The 16,980-nt window shown below is 73.0% G+C and carries 21 protein-coding genes and 1 tRNA gene; 12 read left to right on the top strand and 10 right to left on the bottom strand.

The window, feature by feature from the left end:
- Positions 1-7 precede the first annotated feature (7 nt).
- Both ABZW14_RS22085 and ABZW14_RS22080 read right to left on the bottom strand, forming a co-directional pair.
- Positions 8-1,606 (bottom strand): tetratricopeptide repeat protein, encoded by a 1,599-nt coding sequence (locus tag ABZW14_RS22085; protein ID WP_355349484.1) that lies wholly within the window; start codon positions 1,604-1,606, stop codon positions 8-10.
- 48 nt (positions 1,607-1,654) lie between these two features.
- Positions 1,655-2,125, bottom strand: coding sequence for a MarR family transcriptional regulator (locus ABZW14_RS22080; protein WP_355349482.1), 471 nt, complete (start codon positions 2,123-2,125; stop codon positions 1,655-1,657).
- Positions 2,126-2,175: 50 nt separating this feature from the next.
- Between ABZW14_RS22080 and ABZW14_RS22075 the strand changes: the two genes are divergently transcribed.
- Together ABZW14_RS22075 and ABZW14_RS22070 are read left to right on the top strand one after the other, a co-directional pair.
- Entirely contained in the window at positions 2,176-2,697 is a 522-nt protein-coding gene (locus tag ABZW14_RS22075) for a VOC family protein (RefSeq protein WP_355349479.1), read from the top strand.
- A gap of 26 nt (positions 2,698-2,723) precedes the next feature.
- Positions 2,724-3,632: a hypothetical protein gene (locus ABZW14_RS22070; protein WP_355349476.1), complete on the top strand. Its 909-nt coding sequence runs from the start codon at positions 2,724-2,726 to the stop codon at positions 3,630-3,632.
- Here the strand turns inward: ABZW14_RS22070 and ABZW14_RS22065 are convergent.
- On the bottom strand, positions 3,592-4,116 hold the full coding sequence (locus ABZW14_RS22065; protein ID WP_355349473.1) for a potassium channel family protein: 525 nt from the start codon (positions 4,114-4,116) through the stop codon (positions 3,592-3,594). The two genes, ABZW14_RS22070 and ABZW14_RS22065, sit on opposite strands and share 41 nt — an antisense overlap.
- A gap of 109 nt (positions 4,117-4,225) precedes the next feature.
- Positions 4,226-4,405 carry a DUF4236 domain-containing protein gene (locus ABZW14_RS22060; RefSeq protein WP_091270009.1) on the bottom strand — a complete coding sequence of 60 codons (180 nt, stop codon included), beginning with the start codon at positions 4,403-4,405 and terminating at the stop codon, positions 4,226-4,228.
- Between the two features lie 175 nt (positions 4,406-4,580).
- Here ABZW14_RS22060 and ABZW14_RS22055 point away from each other — a divergent pair, with 175 nt between their 5' ends.
- The 7 genes from ABZW14_RS22055 to ABZW14_RS22025 all read left to right on the top strand — a co-directional run bounded on the left by ABZW14_RS22055 (position 4,581) and on the right by ABZW14_RS22025 (position 10,087).
- A complete protein-coding gene (locus ABZW14_RS22055) occupies positions 4,581-4,730 on the top strand; it encodes a putative leader peptide (protein WP_355349470.1) in 150 nt (49 codons plus the stop codon).
- A 141-nt stretch (positions 4,731-4,871) separates the two neighbouring features.
- Positions 4,872-5,906, top strand: coding sequence for an ABC transporter substrate-binding protein (locus ABZW14_RS22050; protein ID WP_355349467.1), 1,035 nt, complete (start codon positions 4,872-4,874; stop codon positions 5,904-5,906).
- Complete coding sequence (locus tag ABZW14_RS22045; protein ID WP_355349465.1) at positions 5,903-6,721, top strand: ABC transporter ATP-binding protein; 819 nt, start codon at positions 5,903-5,905, stop codon at positions 6,719-6,721. The genes ABZW14_RS22050 and ABZW14_RS22045 overlap by 4 nt, the downstream gene beginning before the upstream one ends.
- Complete coding sequence (locus ABZW14_RS22040) at positions 6,714-7,574, top strand: ABC transporter permease (RefSeq protein WP_355349462.1); 861 nt, start codon at positions 6,714-6,716, stop codon at positions 7,572-7,574. Before ABZW14_RS22045 ends, ABZW14_RS22040 begins: the two co-directional genes overlap by 8 nt.
- A gap of 10 nt (positions 7,575-7,584) precedes the next feature.
- The gene (locus ABZW14_RS22035) at positions 7,585-8,919 is read left to right on the top strand and encodes an LLM class flavin-dependent oxidoreductase (protein ID WP_355349459.1); all 1,335 of its coding nucleotides are present in this window, start codon (positions 7,585-7,587) and stop codon (positions 8,917-8,919) included.
- Complete coding sequence (locus ABZW14_RS22030; protein ID WP_355349456.1) at positions 8,916-9,479, top strand: flavin reductase family protein; 564 nt, start codon at positions 8,916-8,918, stop codon at positions 9,477-9,479. The genes ABZW14_RS22035 and ABZW14_RS22030 overlap by 4 nt, the downstream gene beginning before the upstream one ends.
- Positions 9,476-10,087, top strand: a complete 612-nt coding sequence (locus ABZW14_RS22025; protein ID WP_355349453.1) for a malonic semialdehyde reductase — start codon at positions 9,476-9,478, stop codon at positions 10,085-10,087. Before ABZW14_RS22030 ends, ABZW14_RS22025 begins: the two co-directional genes overlap by 4 nt.
- A 4-nt stretch (positions 10,088-10,091) precedes the next feature.
- Here the strand turns inward: ABZW14_RS22025 and ABZW14_RS22020 are convergent, their stop codons facing one another.
- Together ABZW14_RS22020 and ABZW14_RS22015 are read right to left on the bottom strand one after the other, a co-directional pair.
- Positions 10,092-10,547, bottom strand: coding sequence for an Rrf2 family transcriptional regulator (locus ABZW14_RS22020; RefSeq protein ID WP_189198168.1), 456 nt, complete (start codon positions 10,545-10,547; stop codon positions 10,092-10,094).
- A 7-nt stretch (positions 10,548-10,554) separates the two neighbouring features.
- The gene (locus ABZW14_RS22015; protein WP_355349449.1) at positions 10,555-11,460 is read right to left on the bottom strand and encodes an AraC family transcriptional regulator; all 906 of its coding nucleotides are present in this window, start codon (positions 11,458-11,460) and stop codon (positions 10,555-10,557) included.
- 150 nt (positions 11,461-11,610) lie between these two features.
- Here ABZW14_RS22015 and ABZW14_RS22010 point away from each other — a divergent pair, with 150 nt between their 5' ends.
- Positions 11,611-12,387, top strand: coding sequence for a RhlG family 3-oxoacyl-ACP reductase (locus tag ABZW14_RS22010; RefSeq protein ID WP_355349446.1), 777 nt, complete (start codon positions 11,611-11,613; stop codon positions 12,385-12,387).
- 80 nt (positions 12,388-12,467) lie between these two features.
- Here the strand turns inward: ABZW14_RS22010 and ABZW14_RS22005 are convergent, their stop codons facing one another.
- Positions 12,468-12,899: an SsgA family sporulation/cell division regulator gene (locus ABZW14_RS22005; protein WP_007457244.1), complete on the bottom strand. Its 432-nt coding sequence runs from the start codon at positions 12,897-12,899 to the stop codon at positions 12,468-12,470.
- A gap of 273 nt (positions 12,900-13,172) precedes the next feature.
- Here ABZW14_RS22005 and ABZW14_RS22000 point away from each other — a divergent pair, with 273 nt between their 5' ends.
- A complete protein-coding gene (locus ABZW14_RS22000; protein WP_355349443.1) occupies positions 13,173-13,706 on the top strand; it encodes a TIGR02611 family protein in 534 nt (177 codons plus the stop codon).
- 50 nt (positions 13,707-13,756) lie between these two features.
- Positions 13,757-13,828, top strand: a tRNA-Val gene (locus ABZW14_RS21995).
- 77 nt (positions 13,829-13,905) lie between these two features.
- On the opposite strand, the gene ABZW14_RS21990 is transcribed toward ABZW14_RS21995, so the two are convergent.
- Genes ABZW14_RS21990 through ABZW14_RS21980 form a run of 3 tightly spaced genes read right to left on the bottom strand, consistent with a single transcriptional unit; the run spans position 13,906 to position 16,891 of the window.
- Positions 13,906-15,126: a tyrosine-type recombinase/integrase gene (locus tag ABZW14_RS21990; protein ID WP_355349440.1), complete on the bottom strand. Its 1,221-nt coding sequence runs from the start codon at positions 15,124-15,126 to the stop codon at positions 13,906-13,908.
- Positions 15,126-15,323 (bottom strand): excisionase family DNA-binding protein, encoded by a 198-nt coding sequence (locus ABZW14_RS21985; RefSeq protein ID WP_107075187.1) that lies wholly within the window; start codon positions 15,321-15,323, stop codon positions 15,126-15,128. Before ABZW14_RS21985 ends, ABZW14_RS21990 begins: the two co-directional genes overlap by 1 nt.
- Positions 15,320-16,891 (bottom strand): replication initiator, encoded by a 1,572-nt coding sequence (locus tag ABZW14_RS21980; RefSeq protein ID WP_355349608.1) that lies wholly within the window; start codon positions 16,889-16,891, stop codon positions 15,320-15,322. Before ABZW14_RS21980 ends, ABZW14_RS21985 begins: the two co-directional genes overlap by 4 nt.
- Positions 16,892-16,980 lie beyond the last annotated feature (89 nt).

The raw sequence follows: 16,980 nt of genomic DNA, 5'->3' as shown, positions 1-16,980 counted from the left end.
ACCGGGGTCAGCGGCGTCGCTTCGTGCAGACCGGGCCGGTCCGGGCGACGGTGTCGGTGGACCAGACCACCGCCACCGTGAAGCAGTAGTCGGTGGTGCGGTCGAGGCCGTAGGCGATGTAGTCGGCCGAGCCGGCGGGCAAAGTCAGGAAGGTCCGCTGGGGCTGCCCGGAGCGGCCACCCGCGACCACGACCGGCCCCTCGGCGCCTGGCGGGTAGGCCCAGCTCAGCACGATGCTGTCCCGCCGGTCGGTCAGGGTGAGCCGCCCGGGCGGGGTGCCGGGGGAGGCGGCCGGGGCGGCGGTCGACGGGCCGGCGGTGGGGCCGGCCGAGGATGCGCGGCCGGTCGGCGCGGGCACCGGGGTGTCCCGCCCGTCGTCCACCCGGGACACCCCGGCGATCACGGCGATGACGCCGAGCAGCAACGCCACCACCACCCCGGCCACCACCAGCGGCAGCCAGGGCGTGGTCCGGCGCTCGGCGCCGGGCGGCCGGGGCACGTGCACGGGCAGGTAGGGCGACGGCGCCTCGGGTCCGGCGGCCTGGGCCGCCTCGCGGACGCCCGCCGGCTCGGAGTCGGCCAGCCCGACCACGGTGGGGGGCAGCGCGCTCCCGCCCGGGCGCCAGGGTTCCTCGGCCGGCTCGTCCGGCGGCCACGGGTAGTCCGCGAACGCCTCGTCGTCGGCCTCGAGCGGGGTGCGGGGCGTCGGCACGTGCGCGGTCTCGGCCCGGTCCGGCGGGCGGTAGAGCGGCGTCTCGACCGGGTCGTCGAGCGTCGGCGGCTGGTACGGCGGCAGGTCGGGCGGCCCCTCGGCGGTCGGTGGGACGCTGCCGTGGTGCGCGCCGGGGTCACCGATGTCGTCCGGCTCGACCGGCCGCCGGGCGGCCGGCACCACCGGGGGCTCGGCCGCGTCGCAGACGTGGTCCGGGTCGGCGGCGGCCCGTGCCAGCCCGGCCACCTGGCCGGCCAGCGGGTCGTCGACGGCCAGGTGCTCCCGGCACAGCTCCTCAGCGAGCGTGAGGTGCTCGTGGGACTCGGCGTAGCGGCCGCAGTCGCGTTCCATGGCACCGAGCTTGGCCAGCATCTTGATGCCGCTCGGGTGGCCGTCGCCGTAGACCTCGCGGTGCAGCTCCCAGGCGTCCTGCAACCGGTCGCGGGCCACGTCGCACTGGCCGCGGGCGTATTCCACGGTGGCCAGGTCGGCGTGCGCGGCCAGCACCCGCTGCGACTCCGGCCCGTCGCGGGCGGTCAGTTCGATGATGACGTCGGAGTAGAGCCGGGCGGCGCGGGCGTCGCTGCCGACCCGGTGCAGCACGGCGGCCAGGGTCGCGGCGGCGGTGACCGTGCGCTCGTCGGAGCGCCCGAACAGCCGGGTGGCCGCCGCGTACGCGAACGCCGCCCAGCCGCGCGCGGAGTGCGGCTCGCCGAGTGCCACGAGCACCCGGGCCTGGAGGCCGGCGGCCTCGGCCAGCTCGGCGGAGGCGTTGGCGGGACGGGGATCGGCGTCGCTCAGCGCGTCGGCGAGCAGTCGCTGGGCACCGGCGAGGTCGCCTTCGGACACCAGGTGGTGCGCCTGGACAGTCAGGTCAGCGAAGCCGGAGGACACGCCCCATCGTGCTCATCCGACGACGGTAAGTACAAGACCCGCAGTGGATCAGTTTGGTCGCGATCCGGTCAGGTGGTCGGCCAGCGCTTCGCTGATCCGCCGTAGCTGGTCCACCTGGGCCGGGCTGAGCGCGTCGAATAGGTGACGGCGTACGCCGGCGACGTGGCCGGGCGCGGCGGCGGCCAGGGTGGCGTAGCCGGCGTCGGTGAGGACGGCGAGCTGGCCGCGCCGGTCGGTGGGGCACTCCTCCCGGCGGATCCAGCCGGCGGCCTCCAGGCGGGTGGCCGCGTGTGAGAGCCGGCTGCGGGAGGAGCCGGTGGCGTCGGCCAGGTCGCTCATCCGCAGCCGCCGGTCGGGGGCCTCGGAGAGCCGGACCAGGATCTCGTAGTACGCGTGCGGCATCCCGGCGTCGCGTTGCAGCTCGCGGTCGAGGGTGTCCATCAGCGCCCGGGAGGCGGCGAGGAACGCCCGCCAGGTCCGCTGCTCGTCAGGATCCAGCCACCGGGTCATGACAGCCATCATAGCGCCTGTTGTTGAACGCTCAACGAAATCGCGCTACCGTCGGTGGCATGGGAATCCACCGCCTCAACCACGCCGTCCTCTACGTCCGTGACCTCGACCGCAGCGTCGCCTTCTACCGCGATGTGCTCGGCTTCCGCCCGGTGGCGATGACGCCCGACGGCTTCCGCGGCGCCGCGTTCCTCCAGGCGCCCGACTCCACCAACGACCACGACCTCGGGCTTTTCGAGATCGGCGCGGCCGCCGGTCCCTCCCCGGCGGGCCGGGCCACCGTCGGCCTCTACCACCTCGCCTGGGAGCTGGACACCCTGGACGAGCTGGGCGCCACCGCCGAGCGGCTGGCCGCCGCGGACGCCCTGGTGGGCGCCTCCGACCACGGGACCACCAAGAGCCTCTACGGCCGCGACCCCGACGGGCTGGAGTTCGAGATCGTCTGGATCGTCCCGGCCGACCTGCTCGACGACGACGCCCTGGCCGCCCGCAAGCGGATCGGCCGGCTCGACCTCGACCGCGAGCGGCAGCGCTACGGCGGCCAGACCCGTGGCGGCGTGGGCATCTCCATTCCCGCCTGACGGGGCACATGCGGTAGAACGGCAGCATGTCGACCGACGCCGTCCTGCGCGAGCTGCTCGTCCGGCAACTCGATCACTGGTTGCCCGCCGCCCTGCACCGGGCGCGGCGGGCCACCCTGGCCCTCGCGTACGCCGGGAGCGACGCCGCCGGCGCGGAGGCCGCGCTGCGGGTGGTGGCCGAGTTCGCCGACCGGCTGCGTGGCCGCCGGCTGACCGTGCTGGTGGTCGCCGACGGCGGCGAGGACCTGCCGGCCCGGCTGGGTGCGGCGGAGGCGGCCCTGCCGGCGGACGTCGCCGTGCACGTGGTGCCGGGCCGGCCCGACCGGCTGCCGGTGGCGCTCAGGGCGGCCGGCGCGGCGGGCGCCCCGCTGTTCACCGTCGTCGACGGCGGGGAGCCCGACCCGGCCCTGCTGGCCGCCGCCGCGTCCGGCCGCCCGGCCGAGGTGCTGCTGGTCACCGCGCCCGGCCGGTCGCTGCGCCCGGCGCTGACCGGTGCCGGATTTCCGCTGGTCACCGAGGTCGAGCTGGTGCCGGCCGACGGCGGGCCGGCCCGCCTGCTCGGCTACGCCACCGGCTCTGATCGCGGCCTCGAAGCGGTCAAGGACGCCCTGTGGGCGGTCGACGAGTACGCCGGCGTGCGCTACCGCGACCCGGCCGACCCGGCGGGGCGGCTGCTCGACATCAGCCTCGACCCGGAGCCCGGCCCGCTGCGCCGCGAACTGCTGGCCGAACTCACCCGCTCCGGCCCGCGTACGGTGACCGAGCTGCGCCGCTTCGCCGCTACCTCGACGGTCTACCGGGCCGCCGACGCGAACCGGGCGCTCGCCTCGCTGCTCTCGGCCGGCGCGGTGACCAGGGACCCCGGGCACGGCCGCCTCGGCGGGGACGTGGTGATCAGCGCCGCGTCGGGCGGGGCCGCTGGGTCATCTGCTTGACCACGATGGACGCCCCGGTGGCGATCACCCCGATGCTGAACACCATCTGCGCGCTGACCACGACCCGGGCGATCTGCCCCGCGGCGTTGACGTCGCCGTAGCCGACCGTGGTCAGCGTGGCGAGCGCGAAGTAGAGCGCGTCGATCCGGGTGTGCAGGCCGTTGAACTCGCCGGGCCGGCTGCTCGCCACCACGTAGTCGGCGAGGGCGAAGACCAGCAGCCCGGCGATCAGCGCGACGGCGAGCCGGATCAGCGCCCGGGTCTCCGCGCCGTCGGTCGGCTGGGTGGCGGCGAGCTGGCGGCGTACCTGGCCGGTGACCAGGAACGCGACCACGAGCACCAGGATCAGGGTGCCGAGGGAGCGCAGGGCCAGCCGCAGGCCGTTCGGGTCCGGCGCGACGGGGACCACGAAGTAGGCGAGCAGCAGCAGCGCGACGGCCGCCGCGGCCCGCCACCGCTCCCGCCGGAAGGAAGGGTCCGCCACCCCGCGATTCTCCGTCGTGACGACGTTCCCGTCGGCGGAACGACGAACCCGGCCCGGACGCCGAGCGGGGTGCCGGTGAACCACCGGCACCCCGCGCGACCTCGGGACGTCACGCCCGGGACTTGTCCTGCTTCCAGGAGAGCGGCCCCGGCAGGTCCACGCGGTGGGCGCGGGACCGCGAGTTCCACGACCAGCGGCCGATCTTGATGCTCCACGAGGAGAAGCCGTTCTCGGTGAAGTTCAGGATCAGCGGGCCGTACTTCTGCCGCTTGCGGAACACGATGCCCATCGGGGGCTCCTCTCTCGTCATCTCCCTGCCTCTGCGGCATCGAACATGCCCGAACCGGCGGTGTGCGAAACCCGGTCGGATCTGGTCTGGACGGTGCTCGCCCCACCCGTCACAATCTCTATTCAACGGGTAGGTGTTAAGGGGCGGTAAATGCTGGTGGTGATGGGTGGTAACAATGCCAGCGACGCAAGTCTCACTCTTTGGAAGGGCATTGACCGGCGCGGAGAACGGTCGGCAGCATGAGGTCATGTCGCAGCGGGACGAGCTTCTCCTCACCGCTCGCGTGCACGTCGACCTGGTCCGGCACGCGAGCGCGCTCTGTTGAGCTGACCGCTTCCGGTCGTCACCTCTCCTCCGCTCGTCCGCTCCCGTCGCCGGCGCATCGTGGCCCGGCCGGCAGCGGCGTGCTCCCACGCCCTTCGCGGGCCCTCGCCACCGCATCGTGGACAGATCAGGAGACCTCTCCATGCCCTCCACCCGTCAGTCGCTGCGGCGTACCCTCGCCGCCGTCGTCACCCTGCTCGCCCTCACCGCCGCCGCGGGTTGCGGCGCCGACGCCACCGCCGGTGGCCGGCAGACCACCCAGCTGCGCTACCAGGGCTCGGTCGGCCAGGTGACCCTCCCCGAACTCGCCGCCGACCTCGGCTACCTCGGCGACGTCAAGCTCAACTGGATCGGCAACGTCACCGGCGGCCCGGCCGACATCCAGGCCACCGCCACCGGCCAGACCGACTTCGGCGGCGCCTTCAACGGCGCGATCGTCAAGCTCCGGGCCGCGCACGCCCCGATCACCGCCGTGATCGCCTACTACGGCTCCGACGCGCAGACCTTCCAGGGCTACTACGTCCTCGCCGACAGCCCGATCCGCGGCCCCCGCGATCTCATCGGCAAGAAGGTCGGCATGAACACGCTCGGCGCGCACGCCGAGGCGGTGCTCAAGACCTGGCTGGTCAAGGGCGGCCTGACCCCCGCCGAGATCGAGCGGGTCGAGCTGGTCGCGCTGCCGCCGGTCAACATCGAGCAGGCGCTGCGGCAGCACCAGATCGACGTCGCGGTGCTCGGCGGCGTGATCCGCGACAAGGCCGTCGCCGCCGGCGGCGTCCGCACCGTCTTCACCGACTACGAGTTGCTCGGCGCGTTCAGCGGCGGCAGCTACGTCTTCCGGGACGACTTCATCAAGCGCAACCCGGAGACCGTCCGGACGTTCGTCAGCGGGGTGGGCAGGGCCGTCGAGTGGGCGCGGACCCAGCCCCGGGAGACGGTCGTCGCTCGGCTGGAGTCCATCATCGCCAAGCGCGGCCGCAACGAGGACCCGTCCCTGGTGAGGTACTGGAAGTCCAGCGGCGTGGCCGGCAAGGGCGGTCTGATCAGCGACCGGGAGTTCACCACCTGGATCGACTGGCTGGCCGACTCCGGCGAGCTCAAGGGCGACCGGCCGAAGCCCGCCGACCTCTACACCAACCGGTTCAACGAGTTCGCCGCCACCGGTGGTGGCGCGTGAGCACCGACAAGATCCTCTTCGACCGGGTGACGAAGGTCTTCCCGGGCCGGCGGGGCAGCGGCGGCGCGGTCACCGCGCTCGACGAGCTGACCCTCGGCGTACGCCCCGGCGAGTTCCTGGTCGTCGTCGGCCCCAGCGGCTGCGGCAAGTCCACCCTGCTCGACCTGCTCGGCGGGCTCTCCGCCCCCAGCGGCGGCCAGGTGCTGGTCGACGGTCTCCCGGTCACCGGTCCCGGCCTGGACCGGGGCATCGTCTTCCAGCAGTACGCGCTGCTGCCCTGGCGCACCGCCGCCGGCAACGTCGCGTTCGGGCTGGAGGCCAAGGGCGTGCCGCGCGCCGACCGCGCCGGCCTGATCGCTCACCACCTCGACCTGGTGGGGCTCGCCGGGTTCGCCGACCGCTACCCACACGAGCTGTCCGGCGGGATGAAGCAGCGGGTGGCCATCGCCCGCAGCCTCGCGTACGACCCCGACGTGCTGCTCATGGACGAGCCGTTCGCGGCGCTCGACGCGCAGACCCGCGACTCGCTCCAGGACGAGCTGGTGCGGATCTGGCAGGCCACCGGCAAGACCATCGTCTTCATCACCCACGGCATCGACGAGGCCGTCCACCTGGGCCAGCGGGTCGCCGTGATGACCTCCCGCCCCGGGCGGATCAAGGAGGTCATCGACATCGAACTGGGCGACCGGGAGGCGCAGGAGGACCTGCGCTCCTCCGACGCGTTCCGCCACCACCGACACCAGATCTGGACGCTGCTGCGCGACGAGGTGCGCGCCGCCCAGTCCGCCGTACGAGAGGAGGCCCGCGTTGGTTGACATCGCCGAACGGCCCGTCCGTCAGGCGGCCCGGCCCGCCGTGACCGCCGCGGCCCCCGCCGCCGCGCCCGCCCTGCCCGGACGGCTGCTCGGACTGGGCGGCCGGGCCCTGCACCGCAGCGTCGCGCTGCTGGCCCTGGCCGCGATCTGGGAGACCGCACCCCGCGCCGGGCTGGTCGACCGGGTCTTCCTGCCCCCGCTGTCCGAGGTGCTCACCGCCTGGTGGATGCTGCTGCGCACCGGGCAGCTCGCCGACCACGTCGGCGCCAGCCTGACCCGCTCGCTCACTGGGCTCGCCCTGGCCGTGGCCGCCGCGATCCCGCTGGGCCTGCTGATCGGCTGGTACCGGCCCCTGGCCGACCTGCTCAGCCCGCTGCTGGAGGTCTTCCGCAACACCGCCGCCCTGGCGCTGCTGCCGGTCTTCGTGCTCATCCTCGGGCTGGGCGAGACCTCCAAGATCGCTCTCGTGGTCTACGCCTGCTCCTGGCCGATCCTGCTGAACACCATCGCCGGGGTGAAGGGCGTGGACCCGCTGCTGGTCCGCTCCGCCCGCTCCATGGGGCTCAACCACCTGCGGCTGTTCCAGAAGGTGATCCTGCCGGCGGCCGTGCCGACCATCTTCACCGGCGTCCGGCTCGCCGGGGCGTACTCGATCCTCGTGCTGGTCGCGGCCGAGATGGTCGGCGCGAAGGCCGGCCTCGGCTACCTCATCAACTACGCCCAGTACAACTTCGCGATCCCCGACATGTACGCCGGGATCATCACGATCTCCGCCATCGGCCTGGTCGTCAACCAGCTCCTCGTCGCCGGGGAACGCCGCTTCTCCACCTGGCGCGTCGACGTCACCGCCTGAGAGGAAACCCATGTCCCGAACCCTGCACCTCAACGCGTTCCTGATGGGTGTCGGCCACCATGAGGCGGCCTGGCGGCACCCGCGCACCGACCCGCGCCGCATCGCCGACGTCACGCACTTCCAGGAGCTGGCCCGGATCGCCGAGCGGGGCACCCTCGACTCGGTGTTCCTCGCCGACGGGCTCGCCGTCGGCCCGGCCGTCCGGCACAACATCCAGGCCGTCTTCGAGCCGCTCACCCTGCTCGCCGCGCTGGCCACCGCCACCGAGCACATCGGCCTGATCGCCACCGCCTCCACCACCTACAACGAGCCGTTCAACCTGGCCCGCAAGTTCGCCTCGCTGGACCACCTCAGCGGCGGCCGGGCCGGCTGGAACATCGTCACCTCGGCGCAGGCCCGGGAGGCCCGCAACTTCAACCTCGACGACCATCCCGCACACGCCGAGCGCTACCGCCGGGCCGCCGAGTTCGTCGACGTGGCGATCAAGCTCTGGGACAGCTGGGAGGACGACGCGCTGGTCCTCGACACCGCGGCCGGCGTCTTCGCCGACACCGACCGGGTGCACGAGATCGCGCACGCCGGCGAGCGGTTCCGGGTGCACGGCCCGCTGAACACCCCCCGACCGCCGCAGGGCCGGCCGCTGCTGGTGCAGGCGGGCTCGTCCGCCGACGGCATCGCGTTCGCGGCCCGCTACGCCGAGGCGGTCTTCACCGCCCAGCAGACCCTCGCCGACGGCCAGGCGTTCTACGCCGAGCTGCGGCGGGCCACCGCCGCCGCCGGCCGCGATCCCGACGGGGTGAAGGTGCTGCCCGGTATCGCGCCGGTGATCGGGGGTACGGAGTCCGAGGCCCGTGCCCTCGCCGACGAACTGGAGGCGCTGATCGTGCCCGAGCACGCCCTCGCCCAGCTCTCCGGCATGACCGGTCTCGACCTCACCGGGCTGCCGCTGGACGGGCCGCTGCCCGACCTGCCCGACGTCACCGCCGTGCAGTCCCACCAGAGCCGCTACCAGCTCGTCGTCGACCTGGCCCGCCGGGAGAAGCTCACCATCCGGCAGCTCATCGGCCGGCTGGGCGGCGGCCGCGGGCACCGTGTCGTCGCCGGCACGCCCGAGCAGATCGCCGACCAGATCGAGCTCTGGTTCACCCAGGGCGCCGCCGACGGCTTCAACGTCATGCCACCCCTGCTGCCCCACGGACTGGAGGCCTTCGTGGACCACGTCGTACCGCTGCTGCGCCGGCGCGGGCTGTTCCGGCACGAGTACACCGGCCGCACGCTGCGCGAGCACTACGGGCTGTCCCGTCCGGCCAGCACCTACGCCGACCGTGAGCTGGTGACGGCATGACCACCGTGGACCGCCCCGGGACCGGCACCGTCGAGCTGCGCCCGGTCGACGCCGACACGTTCCGCGGCCTGCTGCGCCGGCAGGCGTCCACGGTCACCGTGGTGACCACCCCCGGCCTGCACGTCGGCCGGCGCCTGCCGTCGCTGCCGCCGGCCGGCTTCACCGCCACCTCGTTCACCTCGGTGTCGCTGGACCCGCCGCTCGTGTCGTTCTGCCTCGGCCGCGAGTCGTCGAGCTGGCCGACCGTGGCACGCGCCGAGCACGTGGCCGTGCACCTGCTCGCCTCCGGGCAGCAGGAGGTGGCCAGGATCTTCGCCACGAGCGGCATCGACCGGTTCGCCGCCCACCCGGGCTGGGCGGCCGGCCCGTTCGGGGTGCCGCTGATCGCCGACGCCCTGGCCGTGCTGCTCTGCCGGGTGGTCGACCGGGTCGAGGCCGGTGACCACATCCTCGTGCTCGCCGAGCCTCTGGCGCTCGGCGCGGGCGAGGACGGTGACCCGCTGGTGCACCACCGCGGCGGCTACACCACCACGCTCGGCGCCTGGCCGGAGACGTGGTGAGCGCACCCGCCACCGATCTGCTCGCGCTCGACCGGGCCGCCCAGGACCTGCTGTTCCGGGCGGCCCGGACGGCCAACACGTTCACCGACGAGCCGGTCGACGAGGAGCAGCTCCGGGCCGTCCACAACCTGGTCCGGAACGGCCCGACCGCGATGAACGCCCAGCCGCTGCGGGTGCTGCTGCTGCGCTCGGCGGCGGCGCGGGCCCGGCTGCTGCCGTACCTCAGCTCCGGCAACCGGGACAAGACGGCGGCCGCGCCGCTGACCGCGGTGCTCGCGGCCGACGTGGACTGGCACGACCGGCTTCCCGAGCTGTTCCCGCACCGGCCCGGCGCGCGGGACTGGTTCACAGGCGACCCGGCCGGCCGGGAGGCCCAGGCCCGGCTCAACGCCGCGCTCCAGATCGGCTACCTGCTGGTCGGGGTGCGGGCCGCCGGGCTGGCCGCCGGCCCGATGGCCGGGTTCGACACGGCCGGGGTGGAGCGCGAGTTCTTCCCGGCCGGCCGGCATCGGGTGCTGCTGCTCATGAACATCGGCCGGCCGGGGCCGGACGCCTGGCGGGAGCGGCTGCCCCGGCTCGACTACGCCGAGGTGGTCAGCACCCTCTGAGGCGTCAGCGGGGCTCCCAGGCGTCGGGGCGGGCGATCAGCTTGCGCACGTGGCCGGGGAGCTTCCCGCTGGCCATCTCGGCAAGGCTCACCTCGTCCACCACCTGCCGGACGGCGGCGCGCACGGCCACCCAGAGCCGGGGCAGGTTCTCCGCCGCACCCTCGTACTGCGTCTCCTCGGGGCGCAGCCCGCGTACCCCGGCGAGGGGGCCGTCGACGGCGCGCAGGATCTGCCCGATGGTGATGTCCCGCGGCGGCCGGGCCAGCGTGTAGCCGCCCTCGGCGCCGCGCTGGGCGCGGACGATCCCGGCCCGGCGCAGGTCGGCCAGGACCGCCTCGAGGAACTTGCGGGGCATGTCCTGCTCGGCCGCGATGGCCTGGGTGGACAGCAGGGTGGGGTACGCGGTGGCCAGGCTCAGTGCCGCCCGGACCGCGTAGTCGCCGCGCGCGGAGATCTGCACAATGCCATCATGCCCGGCCGGCGGGGGCGGGGGAGTCGGCGGGCGGGCGAGGGCGCACCATGCGGACGGGCAGGGGTTGCTCCCGGGCGGCCCGGAAGGCGCCCGGGCTCACCCCGACCTCGCGGGTGAAGAAGCGACCGAAGTTGGTCGGCTCGGGGAAGCCGAGCCGACGGCCGATCCGGGCGATCGGCTCGTCCGTGGCGGCGAGCAGGCGGCTGGCCTGCAAGGCGACCCGCTCGTCGATCACCTGCTTGGCGCTGCGGCCGGTCACGGCCAGGCAGGCCCGAGTCAGGGTACGCACCGAGCAGCCGAGCTGGGCGGCGTAGTCCTCCACCCGGCGGGTGTGCCGGTAGCCGCGCTCGACCTCGCGGCACAACCGCCGGAAGGTCTCCGTCTCGGCCCGCGGCGTCGCCCGCTCCCCGGCGGCGGGCAGCAGGCTCAGCCGCAGCAACAGCACGGCGAGCTGGTGGCGCAGGAGCGCCGCGGCGGCCGGGACGCCGGCGTGCCGGTCGGCGTCCACCGCCAGCTGGGTCACCTCGCTGATCACCGCGTCCTCGTCCTCGCCGGCGAGCTGCCGGTAGGCCGGCACCGCGTCCGGGTCGACGTCCAGGCCGCGCAGCGTGCCCGGGCCCCAGCGCACCACCGTGGCGTCGAGCTGCGGACCGAGGCAGCGCAGCACCTGACCCGGGCGGGCCCGCAGCAGCGTGCCCGGGCGGCAGGGGAGCGCGCGGAAGTCCAGCTCCGCGCTGCCGTGACCGTGGCTGACCAGGATCAGCAGGTCGGCGTCGAGCAGGACCGGCCGGGACCAGCCGGACGCGGGCGCCAGGTCGGCGAGCGCACCGGTCGCGATCTCGTCGGCGTCGACGGACAGGTCGGTGCGGGTGGCCGGGGAGGGCTGACCGGTAGTGACCATCGTTCCGACGGTAACCGCCCGCCGCGCACGTTGCATCTCGACAGTTCCGGCCGGCCTTGTCGCCACCAGCGGGGACGGTTAGGTTACCGATCGGTAGCGCCCGGGCCGGCCCACCGGCCCGCGGCCCCGCACACCGGCGATGGGATGGGCATGACGGATCTGTTCTCGGTCGAAGGCAAGACGGTGCTGGTCACCGGCGGCTCGCGGGGCATCGGCCTGATGATCGCCCGGGGTTTCGTGCGGGCCGGCGCCAAGGTCATCATCTCGTCGCGCAAGGCCGACGTCTGCGAGGCCGTGGCCAAGGAGCTCTCCGCCGACGGGCACTGCGAGGCGATCCCCGCCGACCTGAGCCACGACGAGGGTGCGGTCGGGCTGGCGCAGGCCGTGCGGGAGCGCACCGACCGGCTCGACGTGCTGGTCAACAACGCCGGCGCCACCTGGGGTGCGCCGCTGGAGGCGTACCCGGAGGCGGCGTTCGACAAGCTCTGGGCCGTCAACGTCAAGGCCGTCTTCCGGCTCACCACCGCCCTGCTGCCCGCGCTGCGCGCGTCGGCGAGCGCCGGCGACCCCGCCCGCGTGATCAACATCGGCTCGATCGACGGCATCCGGGTGCCGTGGATGGAGGTGTACGCCTACTCGGCGACCAAGGCGGCCGTGCACATGCTCACCCGCAGCCTCGCCCACCAGCTCGCCGGCGAGAAGATCACGGTCAACGCGATCGCGCCGGGGCCGTTCGAGAGCAAGATGATGGCCTTCGCGCTGGACGACCCGGCCTCCCGGTCGGCTATCGAGCAGCAGGTGCCGCTGGGCCGGATCGGCCGCCCCGAGGACATGGCGGGCACGGCGATCTACCTGTCGTCGCGGGCCGGCGCGTACCTGACCGGTGCCGTGATCCCGGTCGACGGTGGGATCACCACACACGGCTGAGTCGCGGTGGGCGTACCTCCGGCACGGACGGCCCGGGGCCGCGCGGACTCGGCAGATCCGCGCGGCCCCGGTGTGCCGTGTCAGCGGCCGGCGAGCAACCGGTTCACCGCCGTGTCGACGTCCAGGTGCTCGGCCTCGCGGCCGCGCGGGACGACGACGTAGGTCCGGCGCAGGAAGCGCACCAGTACGCTGCGCGGGACCTCGAAGAGGGCGTTGCCGTCCGGCGACGACAGCGCGAGCGCGACGAAGTCGCCGCGCGGGGTGGCCCACGGCCAGACCCGGACATCGCCGATGCCGGCCGGCTCGTCGAGGCCGGTGACCAGCAGCTCGCGGGCGAACGACCAGCTCACCGCCTCGCCGCCGGCGGACTCGGCGTGGAACAGGACATGGACCGCATACGGGTCAGCAGGGTCGTAACGCAGACTGGCACGCACCGGCAAGGCGGTGGCGTCAGGCGCGACGAGCCTTAGCGACGTCTCGACCTCTACGGTCGTCGGTCGAATCACACTCATGGACGTTCTCCCCCCGGCACCGCTGCGGAACGCGCGTGTCCCGCTTTTCCCATACTCAGGTGCTGCTCCTGGCTACGCTCCGCCATACGCTGACTTCACCCAGTGGTGGGAAGGGGGTCGGAAAGCCCGTGAGAACATGAAAATTCTTGTAGGATTTCCGGTCCCGCCCGGTCCCTCGTCCCGCCCGGCAACGGGTGGTTCAGTCGTCGACTTACTCCGGTAACGTCCAGTCCTCAGCAGGGGTGACGGTCCCGGGCGACACTGGGGGTGGAAATGGTCACGAGGGGTTCCTCGGTGGCATCGAGGACCACGGCCGGCCCGCCGAAAGGTGCGGCCCGAGCAGCCAAAAGTCGGGGGTACGGGGTGCCTGTCGAAGGGGGTCCGCGGACCGCTCTCGCCGAGCGGCGCCGCGAGGGATGGCGCGGGCGCCTGCACACCACCCTCGAACTGATCCGGGCCAACCCCACCGGCCGGATCGCCCTCAAGATCTTCATCGGCGTGCTCGGCGCCATCGTCGTCACCGTCGGCCTCGCGCTCATCCCGCTCCCCGGCCCCGGCTGGCTGCTGGTGATCGCCGGCCTCGGCGTCTGGGCCGTCGAGTTCCACTGGGCGCGCCGGCTGCTCGCCTTCACCCGCCGGCACGTCAACGCCTGGACGCGCTGGGTGACCAGCCGGTCGCTGCCGGTGCGCTGCGCGCTGGGCGCCGTCGGGCTGGTGTTCGTCTCGGTCGTGGTGTGGCTGTCCCTCAAGTACAGCCTGGGGATCGACCTCGTGGCACGGGCCCTGCACTACCTCGCGACGCACTGAGACCCGGTTTTTGGTCCGGGGTCTCGATCAGGTAGAGTCATCGGCGCTGAGGGCGATTAGCTCAGCGGGAGAGCGCTTCGTTCACACCGAAGAGGTCACTGGTTCGATCCCAGTATCGCCCACGCAGGTCAAAGGCCATTCCCGGTCATCGGGGGTGGCCTTTTTGCTGCCCGTACAGCAGCTAAGTACAGCAGTCCCGTCAGTGGCCGAGTGAGTCACCGAGGCGTTTGAGTGCGTCTCTGGTCGCCTTGGTCGATACCTGCGTGTAGATCTCCGTCGTCACCGAGAAGCGGGCGTGCCTCAGCACCCGCATGGCGACTCGCGGATGGACGTCCAGGTCTGCCAGGAGCGTGGCGCAGGTTCTTCTTGCGTCGTGGACGGTGATCGGCTTGACCTTGGCCTTCTCGCATCTCGTTTGCCAGGACCGCTGGAAGTTGCGCGGCTCGATGGGTGTGCCATAGCGGGTGGTGAAGACGAGTCCGGTTTCGTGCCACGCCTTGCCGGCCGCTGCTTCAGCCTCGTCGCGTTGTTGCTGTCTGAGCTTGAAGGCGGTCAGGCAGATGTCGGGGAGGGGGAGGGTGGCGTCGGATGCCTGGGTCTTGGTGTCGCGGTGCAGGAGCTGGCCGCGTACGCGTTGCAGTTGGCGGCCGATGGTCAGCTTTCCGGTGTCGAGGTCGACGTCTTCCCAGGTGAGGCCGAGGGCCTCGCCCTTGCGGAGGCCGGTGACGAGGACCAGGGCGTAGGCGGCGTAGAGCGGGTCCTCGTCGGCGCGGGCCGATTCCAGGAACTTGCGAGCCTCGTCGCTCGACCAGGACTTGCCGCGACGGCGGCGGACCGTGGCCAGGGTGACCGGCACGGCAGGGTTCCTGGTGATGAGGTCTTCGGCCTGGGCGTGGGTGAGGGCGGCCCGCAGCGCGGCCCGGATGTCGCTCACCGTCCGCGTCGACGGGACGGCATGGCAGCAGCGGCCTACTGCGCAGCAGCGCCGTTTGTCCTTCCGGCGGGCGGCGTCCTTGCCCTGGGCGCAGCACTGGCAGGTGCGAGCCACCTGGTTGATCCACGTCTGAACGTCCCGCGACTGGAGCCGGTCGAGCCGCTTGGTCCCGAGGCCGGGGGAGATGTAGCGGCGGACGAACGTCTCGTAGGTGGCGTAGGTCAGCGGTGCTCGGTTCGGCTGGATGATCTCGGTCAGCCACCACGTGAGGAAGCTGCCGACCGTCGGGACGCTGGTCGCCACCGGTCCGGCCTTGGCCTGCTGGTGCAGCTTGATCCACTTGTCGTGGACGGCTTCGCGGGTCTTGCCGTAGACGTATTTGCGAGTGCGCTTGCCGTCGGGCTTGGTGACCCAGACGTAGGCGGCGAAACCGTTCCGGTACGGGAAGATGGAGCCTTCGCCGTTGGCTCGGGCGCGTCCGGGCATCAGGCGGCCTCCTGGCGTTCGACCTGTTCGCGGATGTAGTCGTCGACCCATTCGGGGAGGATGCGGCGGTACTTGCCGTCCTTGATGGAGCGCAGCTCGCCGGTGGCGATCTTCATCTTGACCTTGGAGATGCCGAAGCCGAGCAGCACGGCGACCTCGGCGGGGGAGTACCAGCGGGGGCGCAGGTCGTGGGTCATGCGGCGGCTCCGGTGAGCCAGGCTTCTTGGGCGAGTTCTTCCCGGCCGATGCGTCTGCTCTCGCGTCGCTGCCGGGCGGCGGTGTTGGCGAGCAGGGCATCGCCTTCGGTGAGCCAGCCGGATCCGATGTAGGTGAGGGTGCCGACGGTGATCGTGTCGGCCGGTTGGTCGTCTTCTTCGCGGCGGTAGGTGGCGCGGGTGTCGCGGAGCAGGCGGAAGGTGACGGAGTAGCGGCGGGCTTTGGTGAGGAAGTGGCCGCCGAAGCCGAGCATGTGCGCCCAGCGGCGCAAGCCGCCGTAGATGTTGGGTTTGGCGTCAAGGCTGTCTTGACGGTCGTCGGCGGTTGCGGCGCCACTGCTGGTGTCGGTGTGGGCGGGGCGGCCGAGGTGCCAGCAGGCGTCGATGAGGCGGGCGAGGTGGTCGCCTTCGGGGTCGGCGTAGTCGTCGATGGTGGCCGGGGTGAGGCGGGTGGAGGAGTGGCCGGTGGCTTCGGTGGCCTTGGTGGCGTACTTGGCGAGGTAGGCGGAGACCTTGCCGTCGGTCAGCTCGCCGGCAGCGGTGTTGATGCGTCGAACGTCGACCTGCTCGCCCCAGGCGACCGACCAGCCTTCGGGCTGGTCCGGGTGCGGTGGCGTGGTGACGGTGATCTGCCGGGCGGCGACGCGGACCGCGTCTTCCAGATCGTCGACGGTGATGCCGGCCGGCGGCGGCACGAGCGCGTCCGGGTCGTCCGGGTCGACGCCGTCGAGGCGCAGCAGGACGTGGAAGTGCACGGCGCCGCGCCGCTGCATTTCGGCGACCTTGCCGTGCGACACCCGCACCGGCGGCACCCATCGGACCTTGCCCGAGGCGGTGACGACCCGGACAAAGGGGATGCCGCGTCGGCGGCAGCGCACGGCGAGGCGGCGGTCGGCGGCCTGTTTGGTGCGCCGCCAGAGCTCGCCGGAGAAGTAGTTCCAGACGACCTGGTGGTCGTGGTCGTAGCAGTCGAGGCACAACGGCTGCCCGAGCCGCGGATCGTCGGCGTCGTGGCGGGCGAAGCACGCCGCAGGCTGCCCGTGTGGGCAGGTGCCGGCGTTGCTGCGGGCGCGGCAGGGTGCGGGGCGGCAGTCGCAACGTTGCCGGTTGCGGCAGGTGTGGCGCGCGACGTGGCGGTGGTGGACCGGTCCGAAGGACGGTGCGGTGAAGGTGGCGAAGACGACCGGGTGCCGGCCGACCGAGGCGGGGACGCCCTTGCCGCCGGTCAGACCGCGACAGACGACTTGGTAGGCGTCGCCCTGGTAGACCCAGGCGCAGTCCGGGCACACCGATTCGCGGCGGTTGCCGCACGCCTTGTACAGCGTCCGGTCGGGCAGCTCATCGGTGTGCAGCCGGCCGGTAATGCGGCCGGTGTTCCGGTCGACGGCGGCGATGGTGCCGGTGAGGCGGATCGGGCGAGCACAGCCGCCGGCGGGGCGGGTGTGCTCCAGCCAGCCGGAGAACTCCGGCGTAGCGGCGCGGTGCAGGACCTGGGCGTCACGGCCGACAACGAGACCGGGACGGTAGATGGCGAGCGGGGTGGCGGACATAACTGTCTCCTCTTCCGGGGGTGGCAGGGACGGGAGACGAAGCACCACCAGCCGTGGACGTGGGTCCGCTGGTGGTGTTCGTCGTGTCT

The organism is Micromonospora sp. NPDC004551 (assembly GCF_040609975.1).
Classification (GTDB): Bacteria; Actinomycetota; Actinomycetes; order Mycobacteriales; family Micromonosporaceae; genus Micromonospora.
The sequence above is the reverse complement of the archived record's forward strand: the minus strand, read 5'-3'. Positions and strand labels throughout refer to the sequence as shown.

What these genes read in the sequence shown, in the direction of transcription:
- ABZW14_RS22080 (WP_355349482.1), bottom strand. Translation starts at nt 2,125, where the DNA reads ATGGCTGTCATGACCCGGTGGCTGGATCCTGACGAGCAGCGGACCTGG.
- ABZW14_RS22075 (WP_355349479.1), top strand. Translation starts at nt 2,176, where the DNA reads ATGGGAATCCACCGCCTCAACCACGCCGTCCTCTACGTCCGTGACCTC.
- ABZW14_RS22070 (WP_355349476.1), top strand. Translation starts at nt 2,724, where the DNA reads ATGTCGACCGACGCCGTCCTGCGCGAGCTGCTCGTCCGGCAACTCGAT.
- ABZW14_RS22060 (WP_091270009.1), bottom strand. Translation starts at nt 4,405, where the DNA reads ATGGGCATCGTGTTCCGCAAGCGGCAGAAGTACGGCCCGCTGATCCTG.
- ABZW14_RS22055 (WP_355349470.1), top strand. Translation starts at nt 4,581, where the DNA reads ATGCCAGCGACGCAAGTCTCACTCTTTGGAAGGGCATTGACCGGCGCG.
- ABZW14_RS22050 (WP_355349467.1), top strand. Translation starts at nt 4,872, where the DNA reads ATGCCCTCCACCCGTCAGTCGCTGCGGCGTACCCTCGCCGCCGTCGTC.
- ABZW14_RS22035 (WP_355349459.1), top strand. Translation starts at nt 7,585, where the DNA reads ATGTCCCGAACCCTGCACCTCAACGCGTTCCTGATGGGTGTCGGCCAC.
- ABZW14_RS22030 (WP_355349456.1), top strand. Translation starts at nt 8,916, where the DNA reads ATGACCACCGTGGACCGCCCCGGGACCGGCACCGTCGAGCTGCGCCCG.
- ABZW14_RS22015 (WP_355349449.1), bottom strand. Translation starts at nt 11,460, where the DNA reads ATGGTCACTACCGGTCAGCCCTCCCCGGCCACCCGCACCGACCTGTCC.
- ABZW14_RS22010 (WP_355349446.1), top strand. Translation starts at nt 11,611, where the DNA reads ATGACGGATCTGTTCTCGGTCGAAGGCAAGACGGTGCTGGTCACCGGC.
- ABZW14_RS22005 (WP_007457244.1), bottom strand. Translation starts at nt 12,899, where the DNA reads ATGAGTGTGATTCGACCGACGACCGTAGAGGTCGAGACGTCGCTAAGG.
- ABZW14_RS22000 (WP_355349443.1), top strand. Translation starts at nt 13,173, where the DNA reads ATGGTCACGAGGGGTTCCTCGGTGGCATCGAGGACCACGGCCGGCCCG.
- ABZW14_RS21990 (WP_355349440.1), bottom strand. Translation starts at nt 15,126, where the DNA reads ATGCCCGGACGCGCCCGAGCCAACGGCGAAGGCTCCATCTTCCCGTAC.
- ABZW14_RS21985 (WP_107075187.1), bottom strand. Translation starts at nt 15,323, where the DNA reads ATGACCCACGACCTGCGCCCCCGCTGGTACTCCCCCGCCGAGGTCGCC.
- ABZW14_RS21980 (WP_355349608.1), bottom strand. Translation starts at nt 16,891, where the DNA reads ATGTCCGCCACCCCGCTCGCCATCTACCGTCCCGGTCTCGTTGTCGGC.